The sequence below is a fragment of the Ruegeria sp. G12 genome (genome assembly GCF_056533565.1).
Genome location: NZ_JBQFOO010000008.1, coordinates 121644 through 140008 on the forward strand (window position 1 = coordinate 121644; position 18365 = coordinate 140008).

General features: G+C 58.1%; 19 protein-coding genes, 1 tRNA gene and 1 pseudogene. 13 read left to right on the forward strand and 8 right to left on the reverse strand.

From position 1 onward, the window contains the following. The first annotated feature begins 57 nt into the window (after nucleotides 1–57). From ACR0JN_RS17760 to ACR0JN_RS17775, 4 genes are read left to right on the forward strand one after another with little or no spacing between them, the layout of a single operon-like run. On the forward strand, nucleotides 58–537 hold the full coding sequence (locus ACR0JN_RS17760) for a UPF0262 family protein (RefSeq protein ID WP_480887602.1): 480 nt from the start codon (nucleotides 58–60) through the stop codon (nucleotides 535–537). 3 nt (nucleotides 538–540) lie between these two features. After that, complete coding sequence (locus ACR0JN_RS17765) at nucleotides 541–999, forward strand: arsenate-mycothiol transferase ArsC (RefSeq protein ID WP_480887604.1); 459 nt, start codon at nucleotides 541–543, stop codon at nucleotides 997–999. Further along, nucleotides 996–1394, forward strand: coding sequence for a ketosteroid isomerase-related protein (locus tag ACR0JN_RS17770; protein ID WP_480887606.1), 399 nt, complete (start codon nucleotides 996–998; stop codon nucleotides 1392–1394). Before ACR0JN_RS17765 ends, ACR0JN_RS17770 begins: the two co-directional genes overlap by 4 nt. Continuing rightward, nucleotides 1387–1980: a GNAT family N-acetyltransferase gene (locus tag ACR0JN_RS17775; RefSeq protein ID WP_480887607.1), complete on the forward strand. Its 594-nt coding sequence runs from the start codon at nucleotides 1387–1389 to the stop codon at nucleotides 1978–1980. The genes ACR0JN_RS17770 and ACR0JN_RS17775 overlap by 8 nt, the downstream gene beginning before the upstream one ends. 90 nt (nucleotides 1981–2070) lie before the next feature. Here the strand turns inward: ACR0JN_RS17775 and ACR0JN_RS17780 are convergent, their stop codons facing one another. Further along, the gene (locus ACR0JN_RS17780) at nucleotides 2071–2286 is read right to left on the reverse strand and encodes a hypothetical protein (RefSeq protein ID WP_480887610.1); all 216 of its coding nucleotides are present in this window, start codon (nucleotides 2284–2286) and stop codon (nucleotides 2071–2073) included. Between the two features lie 147 nt (nucleotides 2287–2433). On the opposite strand from ACR0JN_RS17780, the gene ACR0JN_RS17785 reads away from it, so the two are divergent. From ACR0JN_RS17785 to ACR0JN_RS17820, 8 genes are all read left to right on the forward strand, one after another. Continuing rightward, complete coding sequence (locus ACR0JN_RS17785) at nucleotides 2434–3309, forward strand: carbon-nitrogen hydrolase family protein (RefSeq protein ID WP_480887612.1); 876 nt, start codon at nucleotides 2434–2436, stop codon at nucleotides 3307–3309. 91 nt (nucleotides 3310–3400) lie between these two features. Next, on the forward strand, nucleotides 3401–3619 hold the full coding sequence (gene infA, locus ACR0JN_RS17790) for a translation initiation factor IF-1 (protein ID WP_005978431.1): 219 nt from the start codon (nucleotides 3401–3403) through the stop codon (nucleotides 3617–3619). Nucleotides 3620–3630: 11 nt separating this feature from the next. Further along, nucleotides 3631–4209 (forward strand): Maf family protein, encoded by a 579-nt coding sequence (locus tag ACR0JN_RS17795; protein ID WP_480887614.1) that lies wholly within the window; start codon nucleotides 3631–3633, stop codon nucleotides 4207–4209. Further along, nucleotides 4206–5228, forward strand: a complete 1023-nt coding sequence (locus ACR0JN_RS17800) for a ribonuclease E/G (protein WP_480887615.1) — start codon at nucleotides 4206–4208, stop codon at nucleotides 5226–5228. The genes ACR0JN_RS17795 and ACR0JN_RS17800 overlap by 4 nt, the downstream gene beginning before the upstream one ends. Next, nucleotides 5225–5407 carry a DNA gyrase inhibitor YacG gene (locus ACR0JN_RS17805; RefSeq protein WP_480887617.1) on the forward strand — a complete coding sequence of 61 codons (183 nt, stop codon included), beginning with the start codon at nucleotides 5225–5227 and terminating at the stop codon, nucleotides 5405–5407. Before ACR0JN_RS17800 ends, ACR0JN_RS17805 begins: the two co-directional genes overlap by 4 nt. Before the next feature lie 79 nt (nucleotides 5408–5486). Further along, nucleotides 5487–5561: transfer RNA gene (locus ACR0JN_RS17810), tRNA-Phe, on the forward strand. A 414-nt stretch (nucleotides 5562–5975) separates the two neighbouring features. After that, entirely contained in the window at nucleotides 5976–7007 is a 1032-nt protein-coding gene (locus ACR0JN_RS17815; RefSeq protein WP_480887619.1) for a hypothetical protein, read from the forward strand. Between the two features lie 26 nt (nucleotides 7008–7033). Beyond that, nucleotides 7034–7486, forward strand: coding sequence for a YiiX/YebB-like N1pC/P60 family cysteine hydrolase (locus ACR0JN_RS17820; protein WP_480887621.1), 453 nt, complete (start codon nucleotides 7034–7036; stop codon nucleotides 7484–7486). Between the two features lie 658 nt (nucleotides 7487–8144). Here ACR0JN_RS17820 and ACR0JN_RS17825 read toward each other — a convergent pair. Next, nucleotides 8145–8693, reverse strand: a pseudogene (locus ACR0JN_RS17825) (IS5 family transposase); the annotation flags it as partial. 140 nt (nucleotides 8694–8833) lie between these two features. Here ACR0JN_RS17825 and ACR0JN_RS17830 point away from each other — a divergent pair. Next, on the forward strand, nucleotides 8834–9091 hold the full coding sequence (locus tag ACR0JN_RS17830; protein WP_480887623.1) for a hypothetical protein: 258 nt from the start codon (nucleotides 8834–8836) through the stop codon (nucleotides 9089–9091). Between the two features lie 95 nt (nucleotides 9092–9186). On the opposite strand, the gene ACR0JN_RS17835 is transcribed toward ACR0JN_RS17830, so the two are convergent. The 6 genes from ACR0JN_RS17835 to ACR0JN_RS17860 all read right to left on the reverse strand — a co-directional run bounded on the left by ACR0JN_RS17835 (nucleotide 9187) and on the right by ACR0JN_RS17860 (nucleotide 18348). Beyond that, the gene (locus tag ACR0JN_RS17835; RefSeq protein ID WP_480887625.1) at nucleotides 9187–10338 is read right to left on the reverse strand and encodes a hypothetical protein; all 1152 of its coding nucleotides are present in this window, start codon (nucleotides 10336–10338) and stop codon (nucleotides 9187–9189) included. A 251-nt stretch (nucleotides 10339–10589) separates the two neighbouring features. Continuing rightward, nucleotides 10590–11198 (reverse strand): Pvc16 family protein, encoded by a 609-nt coding sequence (locus ACR0JN_RS17840; protein WP_480887626.1) that lies wholly within the window; start codon nucleotides 11196–11198, stop codon nucleotides 10590–10592. A 4-nt stretch (nucleotides 11199–11202) separates the two neighbouring features. Next, entirely contained in the window at nucleotides 11203–12501 is a 1299-nt protein-coding gene (locus tag ACR0JN_RS17845) for an ATP-binding protein (protein WP_480887628.1), read from the reverse strand. A 2-nt stretch (nucleotides 12502–12503) separates the two neighbouring features. Further along, nucleotides 12504–14531, reverse strand: a complete 2028-nt coding sequence (locus ACR0JN_RS17850; RefSeq protein WP_480887629.1) for a contractile injection system tape measure protein — start codon at nucleotides 14529–14531, stop codon at nucleotides 12504–12506. Further along, the gene (locus tag ACR0JN_RS17855) at nucleotides 14528–17206 is read right to left on the reverse strand and encodes a hypothetical protein (protein WP_480887631.1); all 2679 of its coding nucleotides are present in this window, start codon (nucleotides 17204–17206) and stop codon (nucleotides 14528–14530) included. The genes ACR0JN_RS17850 and ACR0JN_RS17855 overlap by 4 nt, the downstream gene beginning before the upstream one ends. After that, nucleotides 17203–18348 carry a hypothetical protein gene (locus ACR0JN_RS17860; RefSeq protein WP_480887633.1) on the reverse strand — a complete coding sequence of 382 codons (1146 nt, stop codon included), beginning with the start codon at nucleotides 18346–18348 and terminating at the stop codon, nucleotides 17203–17205. The genes ACR0JN_RS17855 and ACR0JN_RS17860 overlap by 4 nt, the downstream gene beginning before the upstream one ends. Nucleotides 18349–18365 lie beyond the last annotated feature (17 nt).

Consider the following 18365-nt stretch of genomic DNA (forward strand, 5'->3'; position numbering starts at 1 on the left):
CTCAACGAAATACGTTGCTATAGGTCTGTGCTGACGTGAAGGATGGTGACCGTAAAGATGACCCGCATTTCGCATATCGAACTGGATGACAGAAACCTGCCGCCGCCGACGCCCGAGATCGAGCAGGAGCGCAAGGTCGCCATCTATGATCTGCTCGAAGATAACAGCTTTTTGCTGCCAAAACGCGATGATCGCGCGATCCCGGACGGGCCCTATCACGTGCAGCTCTCGATCCGCGACAAGCGGCTGGTCTTCGATGTCGCAACGGAAGATGCCGAAAAGGCGGCCGAGTTCCATTTGTCGCTCGGGCCCTTCCGGCAGGTGGTCAAAGACTATTTCCAGATATGCGAAAGCTATTTCGACGCGGTGAAAACCTTGCCACCCAGCCAGATCGAAACCATTGATATGGCCCGGCGCGGCATCCACAACGAAGGCAGCCGCGTGTTGCAGGAACGGCTGGAAGGCAAGGCCGACGTTGACAACGATACCGCCCGCCGCCTGTTCACGCTGATCTGCGTGCTGCATTTCGGGGGCTGACACGTGAAGCCTCTGCCGCAGTCGGTCCTGTTCTGTTGCGACCACAACGCGGTTCGGTCCCCCATGGCTGAGGGGCTGATGAAGAAGTTCTATGGCACCGGCACCTATGTCCAGTCTGCGGGTGTCCACAATGATCTGGAAATTGATGGTTTCAGCATCGCCGCATGCCACGAGGTCGGGGTTGAACTGTCGCGCCATCGGTCGCGGTCCTTTGACGAGATGCAGGAATGGGGCGACGATCTGGGCTCGTTCGATCTGGTTGTTGCCTTGTCCCCGGCCAGCCAGCGCAAGGCGCTGGAACTGACGCGGATTTTTCACCTCGATGTCGATTATTGGCCAATTATGGACCCTACCGGGCTGGGTGAGAACCGCGAACAAAAGCTACACCACTACCGACAGACCCGCGATCAGATCATCAAACATCTGAAAGACCGCTGGGGCGAACCTACGGAGGGGACATGAACCAGACCGTCAAAGCCTATTTCGATGCCTTCAACGTCGGGGATGTGGACGGCATGCTGATCTGCCTGTCCGACGATGTGGCCCATCACGTCAACGAGGGCCAGATTCGCGTCGGCAAAGAGAAATTCGCCGCCTTCTGCGCCCATATGAACCGCTGCTACAAAGAGAACCTGACCGATATCGTGATCTTCGAGGCCGAGGGAGGCACCCGCGCCGCCGCCGAGTTCATCGTGAACGGCACCTATCTGGAAACCGACGACGGCCTGCCAGAAGCCCACGGTCAGACCTATCGCCTGCCTGCCGGGTCGTTTTTTGACTTGCGCGACGGCAAGATCACTCGCGTGACCACCTTCTACAACCTCGCCGACTGGGTGAAGCAGGTGTCAAATGGCTGACGTGACCGAGGTCCGTGCCCTGACCGGAGCGGCGCTTGAGGCCGCTCTGGACGACGTAGCCCGCCTGCGGATCGAGGTATTTCGCGCGTGGCCCTATCTGTATGACGGGGACCTGGAATACGAGCGTAGATACCTGCAATCCTACCGCGACAGCGACAAGGCTATTGTGGTCGGAGCCTTGGACGGTGACCGCCTTGTCGGAGCTTCGACCGGAGCGCCCCTGACCGACCACGCCGACGATTTTGCAGCAGCCTTCGACGGCACCGGGCTGGACCTGTCCGACATCTTCTACTGTGCTGAATCCGTCCTGCTGCCCGACTACCGGGGGCAGGGCGTCGGCCACAAATTCTTCGACCTGCGCGAGGCACATGCCCGCAACCTGGGCTTCACCAAATGCGCCTTCTGCGGTGTACAGCGTCCGACGGATCACCCAATGCGGCCCGAACACTACCGCCCGCTGGACACCTTCTGGCGCGCCCGGGGTTATGAACGTGTGCCTGGTGTAGTAGCGCAGTTCTCGTGGAAGGATGTTGGGGACGATAGTGAGACGTTGAAGCCGCTACAGTTCTGGATCAGGGATTTGTAAGCAGAGTCCTTGCGCGTTTCGCCAGAGTGGTACCTGCTCCGGCCTTTTACCGACAGGCATACGCCAAAGAATAGGGCCCTGTCCGATGTTTCAGGTCTGACGCTTGCGACTGAGCAGGCCGTATTTGACCGCCCATCCCCTAAGCGTTCGGCGTTTGACCTTTTCCTGCTTCACAGCCGTCTTGGCCGTTTCGCCGCCTTTTCTGTTGAACTCGAACACGTCGATCACGCGTTCAGCACAGCCGCAGGCCTCGCCCATACCCACTTTGGCGAAATAGAACTTCTTAAAGCTTTCCGCGTTTCGCATGGTGATCCTCCGGTTTCTATTGAACCAAGTCTTGTGCTGTAAGCCAACTCACTTTTGCGTCGTTGGAAGAACCGGCAAATCGGTCTGTACAGGGAACGAGGTCCTCTCTTACTGTCACGCCAAACCAGCTCCGAAGGACACCAACCAATGAAAGTCGCCACCGCTGCCTATAACCTCGACTGGCTCGATAGCTGGGCACAGTACGAGGACAAGTTGGACCGATGGGTGTCTGACGCCGCAGGGCATGGCGCGGATCTGCTGGTCTTTCCAGAATACGGCGCGATGGAGTTGTCGACGCTCGACGGGGCCGAGGTGGCCGGTGATCTGGAACGCTCGATCCGTGCGGTGTCGGATCGAATGGAGGATGCACAGACCCTGCATCAGCGCCTCGCGCTAGAACATAAGGTCTATATTCTGGGCGCATCGGCCCCGGTTTTGAACGGCGCGGGCCGACCGGTGAACCGGGCAGCGCTCTACGCTCCGGATGGTGGCTGCGATCATCAGGACAAGCAAATCATGACCCGGTTCGAGCGCGAGGCTTGGGACATCGCCCCCGGCGGGCCGCTGAAGCTGTTCGACACGGCGCTGGGCAGGATCGGCGTTCTGATCTGCTACGATAGCGAATTCCCCTTGCTGGGCCGTGCGCTAAGCGAGGCCGATCTGATCCTGGTACCGTCCTGCACCGAGGCGCTCTCGGGTTATTGGCGCGTACGCATCGGGGCCATGTCGCGGGCGCTGGAAAATCAATGTGTTACGGTCATGGCCTCGCTGGTCGGAAGCAACGACTGGTCCGAGGCAGTGGACATGAACACCGGTATGGGCGGTGTCTTCGGCCCGCCCGACAAGGGGTTCCCGGCCACCGGCGTTCTAGCCGAGGGTCAGTTGAACCAGCCTGGATGGACCTTTGCGGACATTGACCTGACCACCATCGCCGAGGTCCGGGCGGACGGGCATGTGCTCAACAGGACGCATTGGGACGAACAAGCGCCCCGAGTCGATTCGGTCACAATATCCCGCCTTTAGGTGATTCCGCCCTTGAAATAAGGCCGAAATAGGCTCATTTAAGCGCACATCCTCGCAGATTCTGCGGGTGCAACGTAATGATGGAGACAACATGGCCAAGGAAGATACGCTCGAATTTCCCGGTGTCGTGAAGGAACTCCTGCCTAATGCGACGTTTCGGGTCGAGCTGGAAAACGGCCATGAGATCATCGCACATACGGCAGGCAAGATGCGCAAGAACCGCATCCGTGTTCTGGCCGGCGACAAAGTTCAGGTCGAGATGACCCCTTACGATCTGACCAAGGGTCGGATCAACTACCGCTTCAAGTAACGCCCTACCTCATGGCGTTTATCCTCGGATCGGGCAGCCCAAGGCGGCTGGACCTGCTGGCTCAGCTTGGCGTGCGGCCTGACGCGATCCGCCCCCCTGATATCGACGAAACGCCCCTGAAGGGCGAGCTGCCGGTGCCCTATTGCAGCCGCATCGCGCGCGAGAAAGTGCAGGCGGTTCAGGCGGATAGCGGCGATATTGTCCTGTGCGCCGACACCACCGTCGCGCTGGGCCGCCGCATTCTGGGTAAGCCGGAAGATGCCGGGCAGGCGGTTGAATACCTGCATGCACTGTCGGGTCGACGGCACCGGGTCGTGACCTCAGTCGCGGTGCGCTGCGGCGCGCGGGTTTTGCAGCGCGATGTGGTGTCTCAGGTCAAGGTCAAACGCCTGTCGGATCTTGAGATCAACGCTTACCTCGCAACCAACGACTGGCAGGGCAAGGCCGGGGCCTATGCGATTCAGGGGCCCGCGGGGGCTTTCATCCCGTGGATTTCAGGCTCGTTCACAGGCATTGTGGGCCTGCCCCTGTCTGAGACCGCCGGGCTTTTGCAGGGCATCGGCTATCCATTGTACAAAGAGGCGTCATGAAAGGCCGTACCATCGTTCTGGACCACATTGAGGGTCGCGAAGCCGCAGCCCTGATGGTGGACGGCAAGCTGGATGATTTCCTGATCGCCTCGGACGCCCCCGCGCCCGGCACCATCTACCGCGCCCGCGCCGACCGTCCGGTCAAAGGGCAGGGCGGGATGTTCCTGACCACACCCGACGGTCCAGCCTTTTTGCGGCAGGTCAAGGGGCTGGCCCCCGGCGCGCCGCTGCTGGTGCAGGTGACGGGTTTTGCCGAGCCGGGCAAAGCGCTGCCGGTGACGGACCGCGTTCTGTTCAAAAGCCGCTATGCCATTGTCACGCCGGATGCGCCCGGCCTGAATATCTCGCGCAGCATCCGCGATGAAGACGAACGCGACCGCCTCCTTGAAATCGCGCATGACAGCATGCAGGGCAGCGCCCATGGCCTGATCCTGCGCTCGTGCTGTCAGGGCGAGGACGCTGCCGAGATCGCCGAAGATATCAGCGCGATGCTTTCCCATGCCGATCAGGTGCTGAACGATCCGGGCACCGAGCCGGAACTGCTGCTGGAGGGCGACAACCCCCATGTTCTGGCCTGGCGCGACTGGACCGACCCGGCCGAGGTCGTGACCAAAGCCGGAGGGTTCGAGACCCACGGCGTGCTCGACGCGCTGGACACCGCGCGCGGAATATCCGAACCGCTTACCGGCGGTGGCCATTTGTACATCCAACCCACCCGCGCGCTGGTGGCGGTTGACGTCAATACCGGCTCCGACACGTCACTGGCCGCCGGAACCAAAGCCAACTTCGCCTGCGCCAAAGCTCTGGCCCGCGCGCTGCGGGTGCGCGGCCTAGGCGGGCAGATCACACTTGACCTCGCGCCCATGCCCAAGAAAGACCGCCGCGGGTTCGAAGCCGCCCTGCGCGCTGGATTCAAAGCAGACGGCATCGAAACCACATTGGCGGGCTGGACCCCTCTGGGCCACTACGAATTGCAGCGCAAACGCGGGCGTATCCCCTTGTCAGAGGTGCTGACATGAGCTGTCCTATCTGCGGCGAAGACACGGTCACAAAGTTCCGCCCCTTCTGCTCGAAGCGCTGCGCCGACATCGACCTTGCCAAGTGGCTGAACGGCTCCTACGCCGTCCCGTCACAGCGCGAAGAAGAAGCCGATCCGGTCGGTTCAGAACCCGAAGACGAGGTTCGGCGTCCGCACTGAAAAAATGTCAAAAAGCCTCTGGACACTGCATGGTTCAGGTCATAGAAGGCCCCCACCCAACGACAAACGTCGTTCCCGTGCCCGGGTAGCTCAGGGGTAGAGCAGTGGATTGAAAATCCTCGTGTCGGTGGTTCGATTCCGCCCCCGGGCACCATTAAATCGCATTTTCTAATATATTTTTGTGAAGTATCCGGATCGAACGCAAATTATAACCACCTAATTATCCACCCATTCGGCCCTAGTACTATATGTAGCGCGGCGGCAGCTTTCGGACAATTTGGCACGATTTCCCGGACAGACTGACATGGCCTTCATGTGAGTTGAAGGTCACACAGCAGCCACTCGCCGTCTATGCAACACTGAGCATCACTAATGGCAGCTTTCCACAGTGTGTAACATTTTCGATGAGCGAGTGGATGCACCACAAACAATGGAGAAGGTATTCAACTTTGGACGGCAGTTCTCGACAATGGGCTAGCAGACTGGTTTCCGTTCCAAATAGGTTTGGCGATAACCACAAGCCCTTTCGGTCTAATTCTCTAATGAAGTTACATCAAGGGTTGCTACCTTGCACATTTACATAGACGAGTCTGGGATATTTACCGGGTATGGAGCCAGCAAACCAGCCGTTTCGACGTTGGGTGCTCTAGTCATCGCGACACACCGCTTACCAAAATTATTCCGCAAGTATGAGCGAATCCGAGCAAACCTTCCGAAGCGCAAGGGGGTGGTCAAAGGGAGCCTTCTCAAGGAAGCGCAAGTTGCAGCAGTGATCGAAATACTGCGGAAAAACGGAGCCATACTCTGTGCTTCAATGATCGACATGGCAGAGCATACAGCCGAAGATATTGCAAAGCATCGTGCGTGCCAGATCGCCAGCCTTGCCGCGAACCTCACCAACGGACACACGCAAGAGCTGAGAGACAGCATTGCTGACTTGCAAGAAAGAATGGAGGGGTTTTCAGGTCAATTGTATGTCCAAGGAGCAGTTGCAATCGACCTGCTCCATGAAGTCATGCAAGATATGATCGTTTATCACTGCCAACGCAACCAAAAGGAGCTAGGAAAATTTCACTGGGTTGTGGATGCGAAAAAACCGGCGGAAGTTACAAATTGGGAAGATTGGTGGTCAAAAACGCTCATCGTTTGGCTTCAAGCGATGTCACTTCAAAAACCTGAAGCCATGCTTCCGGGCGGTGACTTTCGCCATTTTCGCCGCTTTATCATTGATGAGATTCCTGATGATCTCCGAGAAGTAGCACCTCCAGTTGATTGTAAGTACGGTGCGGGCATCGATCTACAAGTGATGTATCGTGAGAGTTTCAGAATTTCGAGTGACCCAGAGCCGGGTCTGGAGTTAGTAGATATTGTTACGAACGCTCTGCGCCGTGGTTTTATCGGGAATTTGGGAGAATCGGGCTGGCTTCCATTGCGTGGCCTCATGATTCATAAGAGCAAAGTCTATGTAAATCCCGTGAGTTTTCTCCCGCCTGGACGGAAGCTATCTGGTCCATTGCTAGGATCAATGAATAGGTTTCGTACAGGAGGGCGTATTATGGCCACTCCTAGTCCTACTTGGCCAAATGAAACAGCCAGATAGGGCTCTTATTTTAACACTACAGGTAAATGAAAAAGCGATTAAACGAGAAAGTACTGAAACGTGGTGATGTGATCCTGACCACCAGCGACGCGAAGATCAGCAAGATCATTCGTGCCACCACCATCAGTCCGATTTCACACGCCATGTTATATGTCGATGACTGTTCGGTCATCGATGCGACAGGAGATGGATTCCATTCCGCCAATACGCAACGACTTTTCTTTGAACAGGACAATTCCGTATTTGCCCTCCGTTTCACGGACGGGCTTAGCCCCACCACCTCAACTAAAATATGCAACTACGTCCGAGAACGCATAGGGAGCGAATACGCGACAATGGAAGCTGGCAGGGCTTGGCAGGGGCTGGGAAAAAAGGCACGCCCAAACAGTTCTGTAGCCGCCTCGTCGCGCAAGCTTACGCTACCAACGGCATCGACCTTGTTAAGAACACCGACTTCTGCACCCCAAAAGACCTCCTGAAGAGCGCGAAGCTTGTCGAAGTAGATATTGCTACTGTGGAGGTCACCGACGAGGAGTTTCAAACTTGGCAGACGCATCCTACTGGCCTAGACTTAATGCGGCAGTCTACGAACCACATCCTGAATGGTGCTCGAAAGATTGATAGGTCTATCCAGAATCTTAGTGACGTCGACGAACTTGTGCTCAAGCATTCCGAGCATGACGAGGCGATCATGCATCTCTATGTCGAGTCCGGATACCTTCAAGTCTGGAAAATAGACCACGAGACTAACCCGTGGCACTACGATGCGATGCTTATGGAGGACTTAGGCAATCGGCAGCCTGACGATGTTCGATGGTATTGCGAAAGCACGCTTTCGGGGGAATCTCGTACAGACAATCGATATGTGTCGAATGCAAATACCTACCAATACTATCATTCGATGAGGCCGAGACAGACTATAGCGATGCTCTTGGTATTCTATCAGATGTTGGCGGAGCATCATGCCAATCGTCTAGACATTGCAGAAGATTGGCTCAGACGTCATCCATAAAAACTGCTGATGCGGAACACTGAGCGAGGGATGCCCTAGGACCGCGTCGTCCGCTTCTAGGCATTTCACTAAGCCGCGCTGAATGTCCGCTTTAGTCTATTCACCTTGACGTGCCCCCCCCGCCAAATTTGGTCAAGCAATTCTGGCAACATGGGCGCGTCGCCAACATTGCTGGTGGTGACCTCGATCGCCCGCACTTCCAGCGTTTCCTCGTCGATCCCGATGTGTATCTTTCGCCATATCCGGCGTTTAGTGCCGCTGTGTTTGCGGGCGTTCCACTCGCCTTCGCCCTCTGCCTTGATACCCGTGCTGTCAATCAAGAGGTTCAGCGGGCCGGTGCTGCTGCGATAGGGCAGGTTCACCTTCAGTGTCTTCTGGCGGCGGCACAAGGTGCTGAAATTCGGAACGGTCAAATCCAGCCCAACCAGCCGTAGCAAGCTCTCGACGAACCCTGTAGTCTGCCGGAGCGGCATGCCAAACAGCACCTTCAGGGTCAGGCAGTTCTGGATCGCGGCTTCGCTGAATTGTTGCTGCCGCCCACGCTTGCCCGTTGGCGGCGGCGCCCAGACCATCTCCGGATCAAACCAAATCGACAGCGATCCGTGTTGCTTCAGCGCTGTGTTGTACGAAGGCCAGTTCCTGGTCTTGTACTTCGTAAGGGCCCAACTGCTCATGCCTCCCGGCTATCAAGCTAGATTCATAGAGTGAATCCCCAGCGTGATTTGTGCAACAAAGCCTATTGGCGGTATTATAAACCTCCCTTCGTCTCCCCCGGATGTTGTTGCACAGCGACAGCTATCGATGGATGACCAGAATGTTGATGACCGCCGCAGATCGCCTGTGTAAGGGGCGGCTGGTTCTGGTTCATGAAGGCGGCTATTGCGAAACCCATGTGCCTATCTGCGGGTTGGCAATCATGGAAGCCCTCAGTGGACACAGCTCGGGCGTTGAAGATCCGTTTCTGGACCTTGCCCGCAATCAGCTGCCTGGCGAAAGGTTCAATCACTTGCAGGCAGAAATCCTTGATCATCTGGCGGCCGACACCCGCGACCTGGTACCGGTCATCGCCTGAGTTCGGCTCGGTTGGTTGCCTTTCGGGCTCAGGACCCGCACATGTCTGTACGCTTTGTGCGTCATCGCTGAATGGACCAGGCGGTGACACCCGGCTCAATCCATACGAACCGGGTTGCGCAGAAAGTGATCGCTGGAAATGATCAGAGCGCCGATGTCGCGCAGTTCACGCAAGAGACTTTTGGCAAGCACGGTCCGATTGCTGATGATCAGGGTCAAACCGTCAGCTTGCCCGCTGCGCACAGCCTCGATCTGTTTGCGTAACTGTCCGTTTTGTTGGCTGAGTGTCAGGTAATCCTTGTCCTTGATTTCAAAGATCTCCTTCGTGTGCCCGTCGAAATAATGTCCGCTCATCGCATTGGACCTGTAATCTACCGCGTCCGGGACCGTGTTGCCTGATGCGGTTTTGAACTTCTTCCTGTTCTCAGGCAGATCGAGGTTGTTCAGAGTATTCGTTTCCGAACTGCGTCCCCGTCGCGACCGTGCGCGTGTTTTGGCTTTTTGCTGCTCATTCCAGATATTCTGTTGTTCTTCGGTAAGCACGGGTTTCTTACGACGGGCAAGTTTGCGGCTTTCGATGGTGCTCTTGTTAGGGACGGCTTTTGCCAGAGGTGCTTTGGCTTCGGTGATGGATCGCATGGCGGCTTTGCGGCTGCCCTTGAGCCAATCCATCCCCGGGACAAAGCCGATGGTGGCAATGGCCACATCCATAAGTGCGCCGGGTTCGCCGTCTTTGGCGCGTTTGACGGCTGCGGCCAGATCGCGGGCATCGGCGATTTGGCCGACGATCGGAATGAATCCGATCAGCGTTTGACCTGCGATGGCGCTGATTGAGCTGTCTTCGTTAAAATCCCCCAACAAGGCTCCGCGCATAAAGGCTTGTACGCTCTCTTCAACCTCTTGTCCGAACTCTGATTTGGCCGACTGTAATGTGTCGCTTTGGGACTGAGGAGGATGTTGCTCGGCCATTTGCCCCAAGGGCCGAACGCGCATTGTGTCCAAGGTTGTGTGCCACGCATACTGCGCCTCTTTGTGACGAAAGTGCAATTCCACCGTCAGGTGCCCTGCGGCCAAATCAATGCTCTTTGTCAGCGTGAGGCTTGCGTCCTGGGACTGCGCGGTCAGCATGGTGGCTGCTTGCCGCATGCCGGTAGGGTGCGCTGGCAACTGTGCGGATTGTTCGGTGACACTCTTTAGCAGCTCGGCCAAAGGGGCATAAGCCGCTTCGGGAAGGTCCTTCAGATCCACGTTGAGCCGGTTGAGAAAGGCCCGTTCATCCGGGGTGAAGTCGCTTTGTGTCGGCAGCTTCGACTCATGCGTCAGGGCAGGTTTCTGCCCCAGCGTCGCGGCGCGTTTTCGCGCGGGGTTGGCGCGCCGGTCTCGGCTGGTTGGATCCGGGCGCTTGACCGGTCTAGCGGCCTTGCTCTTGAGCTTCACAGCGGCAACTCCTTTTTCCAATCGTCTGGTTTTACCGGCTCGCTAGTTTGCAATGCCGACTTTTACCAATCTTCAACCTGCTTTCGTTGACGCACCACGGTGGCAACAAATTTATCCTTGGGGGCATTCATGTCCGTGTTCACATTTTGAATTACGTGTTCGTTGGTAAAGCTATCGGCATCCACGATCTGCACACCCCGAAGCCTATAAACAGCATGTGGGGACACGCGGGCCTGATTGGCCGACCAGATATGGGACAGGGCGTGCAGGTCGAGATTCTGCAATTCGATCTGGATGATGCCAAGCGGGCGTTCAGGATTGCCCGATTGACCGATCTTGACCGATTTGGCGGTGTGCAGGACCCGCATCGCATTCTCCAAAAGCAGCAGCCGATCCTCGTATGATCCGCCGGCCGTCGCCATCAGCACATCCATGTTCAAACGCAGCGGAGCAGGTTGCAGTTCAACAGTTTCCTTGGGAATGACAGGTTTCGCCACCTGCAAGGACACATCCCGGTCCACCTTGATCAGCGAAAGACGCAGTGTCGCGAGCCCGCCGCCGGTGTCGTTTTCCTGCGGTGCGTTGAGTGTGGCAAGCGGCTCCTCGCCAGCGATTACGCCCAAACCAGTGTTCAAGACACCCATCAGACGTTGCAGAGCACCATGTACCATGTGTCTATCCTTTCAGTCCGAGTTTGCGTTGTTCACGCCGCAGGGCTGTCCGAAGACAGCCTTCGCTTACCACATCCTGTTGCCTGGCCCGGGCCAAGAGCGCCGCTGTCACCACCGCATTGGTGATCACCGCGCCCGTCACATCATAGGTCTCGGCAAGTTCGGTGATGTTGACGCGATCCGCTCCCGGAACTCGGGCGAGGACCCGCCGCCAGATCTCGGACCGTTCAGCGGGACCGGGCCGGCCGAAATAGATCACCGACTGAAACCGTCGCAGAAAGGCCGTGTCGATGTTGTCTCTCAGATTGGTGGCCAAAATGATCAACCCGGGCGCAGCTTCGATCCGCTGCAAAAGATAGGACACTTCCTGATTGGCATAGCGATCGTTTGCGGATGCCGTTTCGGTTCGCTTGCCGAACAGAGCGTCGGCCTCATCAAAGAAAAGGATCGCGTCGGTAAAGGCCGCCTCGTCGAAAACCTCCGAGAGGTTCTTTTCGGTCTCTCCAATCCATTTTGAAGTGATCTGCGAAAGATCGACCCGCAGGACATCACGGCCCGCCCTTTTGCCGATCAGCGCGGCGGCCAATGTCTTGCCGGTGCCGGGCGGCCCGGTAAACGCCGCAACGAACCCCGGTGCCGCGCGGGCCTGCAAACCCCAGTCGCGGGCCATCTGCGGACCAAACTCCAACCAGTGCAACAAGACCTCCAGTTCCTCCTGTGTGGCCTTGGGCAGGACGAGGTCGTCGGGGCCGAGGTCCGTTTTGAACAAGGCGGCACCGGGTATGGCTGCGTCCCGTGCAGTGCTGCCCAGCAGCGTGCGAGTAGCGGGCCCGGGCAACAGTCGTTGTCCATGCACAAGGTGAGCGCTATGCCCACCGTCCAGCGTGATCATACCCGCCTTGTGCAACCGGCTGTCAAGAATGCGGACATAGGTTTCTGCGGTGCCCGCAGGATCATCTCCCCGCAACAGGAAGGCCAAGGTCCGCACCGTTGGGCAGAAAGCTTCGTCCGGACCCGTGCCGCCGAACTGGGTAAACCGCTGATTGGTGGCAGGATGTCTGCTATAGAGCGCAACGAGTGTTTCTGGCGCAAAGCTCGCCGCCAGGGTAAGCCCCAGGGCAAGGCGCTCCCAGCCCTCCAGATCAATGGCTGTGGCCACCCATGGGCCAAGACCGTCCGATGTCGGCGTCACAAGTTCCGGCATCTCGGCACCCGACAAATACGCCGTGACAGATTGGGCCGTGATTTCCCCGGTCCAGTCCAGCTCGGCGCGCAAGGCGTCAAAAACGGTCGTAGCCGACATTCCTACGCCCTCCATGTGACGAATACAGGGTCGTTCATCCAATGCAGCTTCACCAGGCTGTAGGACCAGCTCAACCGGTCAAGCAATACGTCGTATCCGGCCGGGGTCACGGAAAGCCGCCAGCCCTGGCTTTCGCGTTCCAATAGGCCGTCGCGGGCCAGAAAGCTGGTTTGCAAAGTCGCGTTCGACGATCCCTGCAAACCTGGCCATTGCGCCCGGATAGAGGAAAGAAGGGACTGGCCCGTGTCGATTTCGATTTCATCAGGTTCCGTTTCATCGATTAGCGGCACATCAAGCGGAAGCCCCGACAGGATCCGGGCCAGAACCAAATCCGTTTCGTCTCGGGCGTCCGCTCCGCTCAACCGGTGCAGCGCCCATACAGCGCGTTGTGCGTGATCAACCGAACCACGCGGATCAGCGCCGATCTTCTGAAGAAATTGCGGCAGGAACGGAGCGACAAGAACAAGTCCGGCCCCCATTATCGCGATCTGCGTTCCTGTTGTTATGTCTGACTTCTTGGTCCGATTGCTTTGCTGGTCTGCATCCCCGGTGCGCCGGGCGGGGTCAAGAAGTTCCTGAAGGACGCTGATCAGTGGCGGCCGCGCAAAGTGGCGCGCCAGGGTGTCTGGCGACAGCCATCGTGCGTCTGCTTTCTGGTGCAAGGCGTCAAGGATACGGTCAAGCCGTTCATGTTTGAATGTCGTTTCCTGCCGTGATGTGTCGCCGCGGCGAGCCGCCCAATCCACCACAGAGCGGGCAATATCGGCAAGTTGCAGTCTTTTCTGGGGCTCTTCCTTAGAACCTGCGGTCGTGTCAGTTTTGACAAGCTCCAACAGAATCGCCAGCAGCGCCCGTTGCACCGTATGGTCGGCGGGGTCTTTGATCGCGCTGTATGTGACAGATGCTTGGGCGGCTTTGTCAGGTCGAGCGCTCGGGCCAAGTGGTGTCTTTGGCTCCGACGGCCCAGGGGAACTGTCCACCAGTGGCTTGCCTCCATGATCCGCGTACGGAGGCTGAGGCCACGATGGGCTTGTATCAGGGACTGCATTGGGTGCACCGCTCGGCGGTTCGCGTCGAGGGGGGCGGGTCGCAGCGTTGGGCTCCGGCTTGTGCTGCATAACCGGCGATGACCCCGCAGATGGGAGTGACCTATCCTTAGGCTTTGTGCGGTTGCTTTGGTGACTTGTCCCGTCAGACTGTTCTGCCGCCCCAATACCGCGCGCGGGGTCAGACGGTTTTTGGACTGCCCCTGGCATGGGATGATCCAGCGCATATTGGCCAAGCTCATTACGTTGGCGTGGTTGCGAGACCCTGTCCTGCTGTTGAACAGTCGGTTGTGTGTCGGGGTGGGAATTGCCACTCATGCACGTGTGCAGGTCGGACCGTTCCGAGGTGCCAAGATTGACAAGAGTCAAGCCCGGGTCGGAATATGCGTCACCCAGGCGCGACAAGGCTGTACCGAGCCGTGTTCTGGCGGGAGCATATCGCATCAAACGCGACAGGGCAGCGCCGCTGTCCTTCCGGGTCAAAAGGTCTGTGACCAGGCTTTCAACCGAGCGCCACGGCTGGGTGTTTTGCTTTAGCCCAAAGACCAAAGACAGGTACGCATCATGGTCTGCGTGTGACCGGGGCGGGGCGGGGCCGGTGTCCCGCACGAAATCAGGCGGTGGAGAACTCAAAATGTGATCGGTGTGCGAACCACCAGATGTGGCGCCCGCCTGTGTTTGATCAAGAGAAGCTGTGGCCCATCCGTTCGGATCACCCCGCTTCAGAATAGGGCTTAGCGCCTTTTCCAAGCCGGTTGTCAGCCTATACCGCAGGCTCAACTCGTCGTTCAGATCAAGCCTGCCCAGGTCGAGCCGAAGCGTTCCGATCTCAACATCCGCGCCGGGATCATGTTGCCCGACAACGCGCGCCAACGAGTCCTCGAGCGCGCGCGTGATCCTGTCATTTTCAAGAGGCACATATGCCTTCGCAGTCCTGAGACGCAGGCGAGCCTTTCCGACCCCTATTCGCTTGGCTTCGGTCATTCATTCACCAGATTGTCCAATGTCGCCAGATGTTGGCGATATGCGGTTTCAGCCGAGGTGCGCATGAGCCTGAGACCGGCAAGGTTTCTTTCGGCGCTGTTGCCTGTAGACCACTCCATGAGCGCGGCGCGCATTTCCCGCACCGAGCCCAGGACCAGGTCATTTCTTGTGTCTCTGGGCCACGCATCTGCCGTGGTGAAGGTCACTTCGAGAGCTGCTGGGGCCTCGGCCATGACCGTGTCGCGGACAAAGCCATTATAGGCAGTGCTCGCCTCGACATTGGCAAAGCTCTTGGTCTCAGCGACGACGGTCAACCGCGATGCGCTGAAACGCGACGGAAACACGACAGGACAAAGAGATTGTCGGCAGAGAGGATGATTGATGCTTTTCGACAGGTGCGCGAACGCGTTGTAGGTGGAATCGTAGGGGGCCCGAACCGGGCTGAGCAGGATCAGCTGTGCTGTGGTCTTTGCCTTTTGGCACCACGCGTACCACTTTGTGCCGGTCTCGGGATCCGTCAATTCCCGCAGAATCGAGCCCGCAAGCACATCGGCAATTAGGCCGTGCAGGTCAACGCCATCTATCGGCCGATCGTTCAAAGGCTTTGCCAGATGCAGAAAAACATGCAGCTTTTCCTGCGACAACGTCGCCGTGTCCGAGGGGGTGCCCGCGTTCCCAGGCCCGGGAACCTGCACTTTGAACGCGATGCTGGTCTGCCATTTTGATGACGAGTTCAAAGTGTCGAACCAGAACAGGGACGATTTGCGGTTGTCGGGAACATCTATCCCATGCAGCATCTGGTGCTCCAACACGGCAAGCGGAGTGGGGAGCAGTGTCTTGAGTTCTACACGACGTGCAAAGGCCGAGCTCTTGCACGGCAGGTCTTGATTTTCGGCGGCGCTTCCGCGGTGGCTGGCCAAGCCGATGCCGATATGTATGCCATCCTCCGCAGTCGCTGCGTCGCCAACGATTTCGTGCAGGAAACGCTGCTTGGCCTCGATGCGGGCGCGGTTGGCCATTTGACGCGCATGGTTGGTTGGGACGTCGAATTTCTTGAGAACAGCGTTGTCAAATCGCTCGTCATATCGTGCGAGCAGATGGTCCAGGAATTTTTCGTAGCGCCCGCCCTGGGCGTCTGCGCGTGACACAGCATTGCTGAGCGCATTGTTGTAGTCTGTGTCACAGGTTAGTAGTTCAGAAAACCCAGGGCTGCCGCCAGTGGTTTCGTCACCCAAATCCGCGGCGCGATAGGTCGCGCCGAGCAGTTTGCCCGGCTCGGCCCCCGCGCTCAGCAGATCTGGGGCCAGGCGCAACTGCTGGAGCATGTCGGCGAGGGGTTGTTCCAAAAGGGTCAGAAATGCGCGGAGATTGCGCACTTCATCCGAGGTCGGAGTGTCCGGAGTCTTTGGGCCAAGACCGTCCGGGGTAGGGCGGGGCCTTGCGTTACCGCTGCTGGTCGGGCCGGGCCCGCCCAGCCCGTATACAGCCGGAAAACCATATTGGATCGAATGATAGTGATCCATCCGCGCACGGGGTTTGGCTTTGGGGAGCTGGGTCGCAAGTGCCTGCCGCGTCTGGCGGCGCAGGCGTGATGACTCGTCTCGGATCACGCCCAACCGATGCGCGAGACTCAGGGTGATATGGCTCTTGCGCAGCGTTTCGGCCTCAGCATCCAGGCGCATGGCTCCGATGGATCCGCACACAGGATCGACAATCCTGATCGCATCAAAGCGAGCGGTATCAGAACGGTCTATGCCAAAGACCGCGCCTTTATCGGGGGATGCCCTGGGCACCCGAACGTCTTGGACAGCGACCACGCCGTCAACATCTCGCACGACCCGTTGAAGCCACGCAGCATTCCGGGTGGCTTGGGGGTCAGGCGTATCCCATGCCCCGGGGAGACCCGCGTTCAAGAGAGGACCGTTGAAACGCACATCTGGTGTGAGCGTATCGGCAGACGTGTGGGCCTGAAACAAGAGCGGCGGACAAAGAGCAAGGTCGACCGCGTGCAGCACGGCTGCAATCAGGTCGTCTGGCTCCCGCCCGGGTTCGACCACGAGTGTTGCGTCAAATTCGTACGGTGTCACCTCGATGAGCGACACATCGCTGAACGTCTGGCCCAAAAGACGGTGATGTCCAAGATAGTCTTCGACCTCATTCCGCAGCTTCAAATGATCGTAGTCGGGCAGGGCGGTGTTGCTATAGGGCAGAAGCCGGACAGAGGTGCCGGTGAAATCTGTGCCATCAAAAGCGCAGCGCTCCAACTGCGAGGTGATCCAGACCGTGCGGACATCTGGAAAGGCATCAAGGATAGCGGCCTGAAAATCGGCATGTGTTACCGGAGGAGAACTCAGGGCGCGATATGGCAGAGGAAAATCAACCGCCATGCGCGCGTCGCGGTCCGGGCCGGGCAGGGCGGCCTGATGGTCTGCGTCCGCAGCAAAAACCGTTTCGATCAGGTCCTCGATCGGGTGCGAGGCCCGATAGGCGATGTCCACCAGCGCAAAACAGGCTTGTTCAAGAATTGTCACACCCGGATCATGCAGATTGTAGTCAGTCCACTCTGTTCCCGACGCTTCCTGCGCACGCAGAATGCCCAGCTCAAGCAGAGCCTTGAAATCCAGCGCAGGGGGCAGGACGCGGTTGCGGTTCAGCTTGGGAAGCTCTGCGGTCATTTATCTTCCCCGGGCGGCTCCTCGGCTACCGGCGCGTCCGTCGACAGGGTCTCGGGTTTCTCGTGCTGCACCGATGGGGAGTCCTGTTCTGCCACATGCAGGCCTGCAGCCTCTGCCACGGCCTGTGTCGCGTCCTCGGGCAGGCTTGAAGAGTGAGAAACTGTCTTGGGCTGCGTGAGGAACGTCACACTGTATCGCAGCTTGGGTCTGGGGTCGTTTTTGTTCGCAGATTGGACCCGGCCAAGCTTTGGTTTGAGCACAAGCCCCTTTGCCGCGGACCATGTCAGGGTCAAAAGGGTGCGCCGTGCGTACACCCGATATGAAGCAATAGAGAGACATACGGCTGAAATCAGGGTGATCGGCGTAAAGATCCAAAATTCTTTGTTATCGAGTTTTCCGAGTTCTGTTTTGAGTGTCCCTATTTCGTCGTCATTCAATTTCCATAACTCTGTCGCCCCATGCGGCAACTTTTCTGTCCAATTCAGTATCTCTGCGATCAATATTTTCAAGCCAGGTGGGGACAGGTCGGTAATCACTGCAAGGGACAACAACACAAAAACAAGGCTGACCAAAAATCCCCAGGACGCCGCGTGGACAGAGCGTTGGAACAGTGGGCCAAGCAAGCGTGGCGTTTTTGTCATCCGAATGTGAGTCGACGTCGGGCTGCGGCACACGACGGTTGCTTGTAACATGGCCGAACAGTCGTCTTCCCAGAATCCGGCCGGCCTGCGGTCCGGGTCATCGAGGCTCGCGACGACTTCGGCAGCGAAGGGGGCTTCGCTGGCCGGGATCAAGGTCCATTCCAGATCCGGGCTCCCCGTGACGTCGATGCCGTTCAGCGATTTCTCGCTCTGGCTCGTGTCATGATGATAGTTGCCCAGCCGGGCGCGCAGACCCAGCGGGTGCTTCAGCTTCAGGAAGGTTTCGTCCTTGCTGAGCTCAGCGATGTGCCTTGCCACCTTGAGCGGTGTTTCCACATCGTTCCTGAAATCGTGCAGGTCACGTTCCAGGGCCATGGCATCAATCAGGTCTCTGAAATCCCGCTCGCTGGGCATGGCCCCTTGGCGGAAATGACCGGCGAGCTCATCGCGCTTGGCATCCCTGTCAAACGCGGCTTCGTTGGATTTGTCTTTATAAGACATGAAAGCCTCCTTCAAAT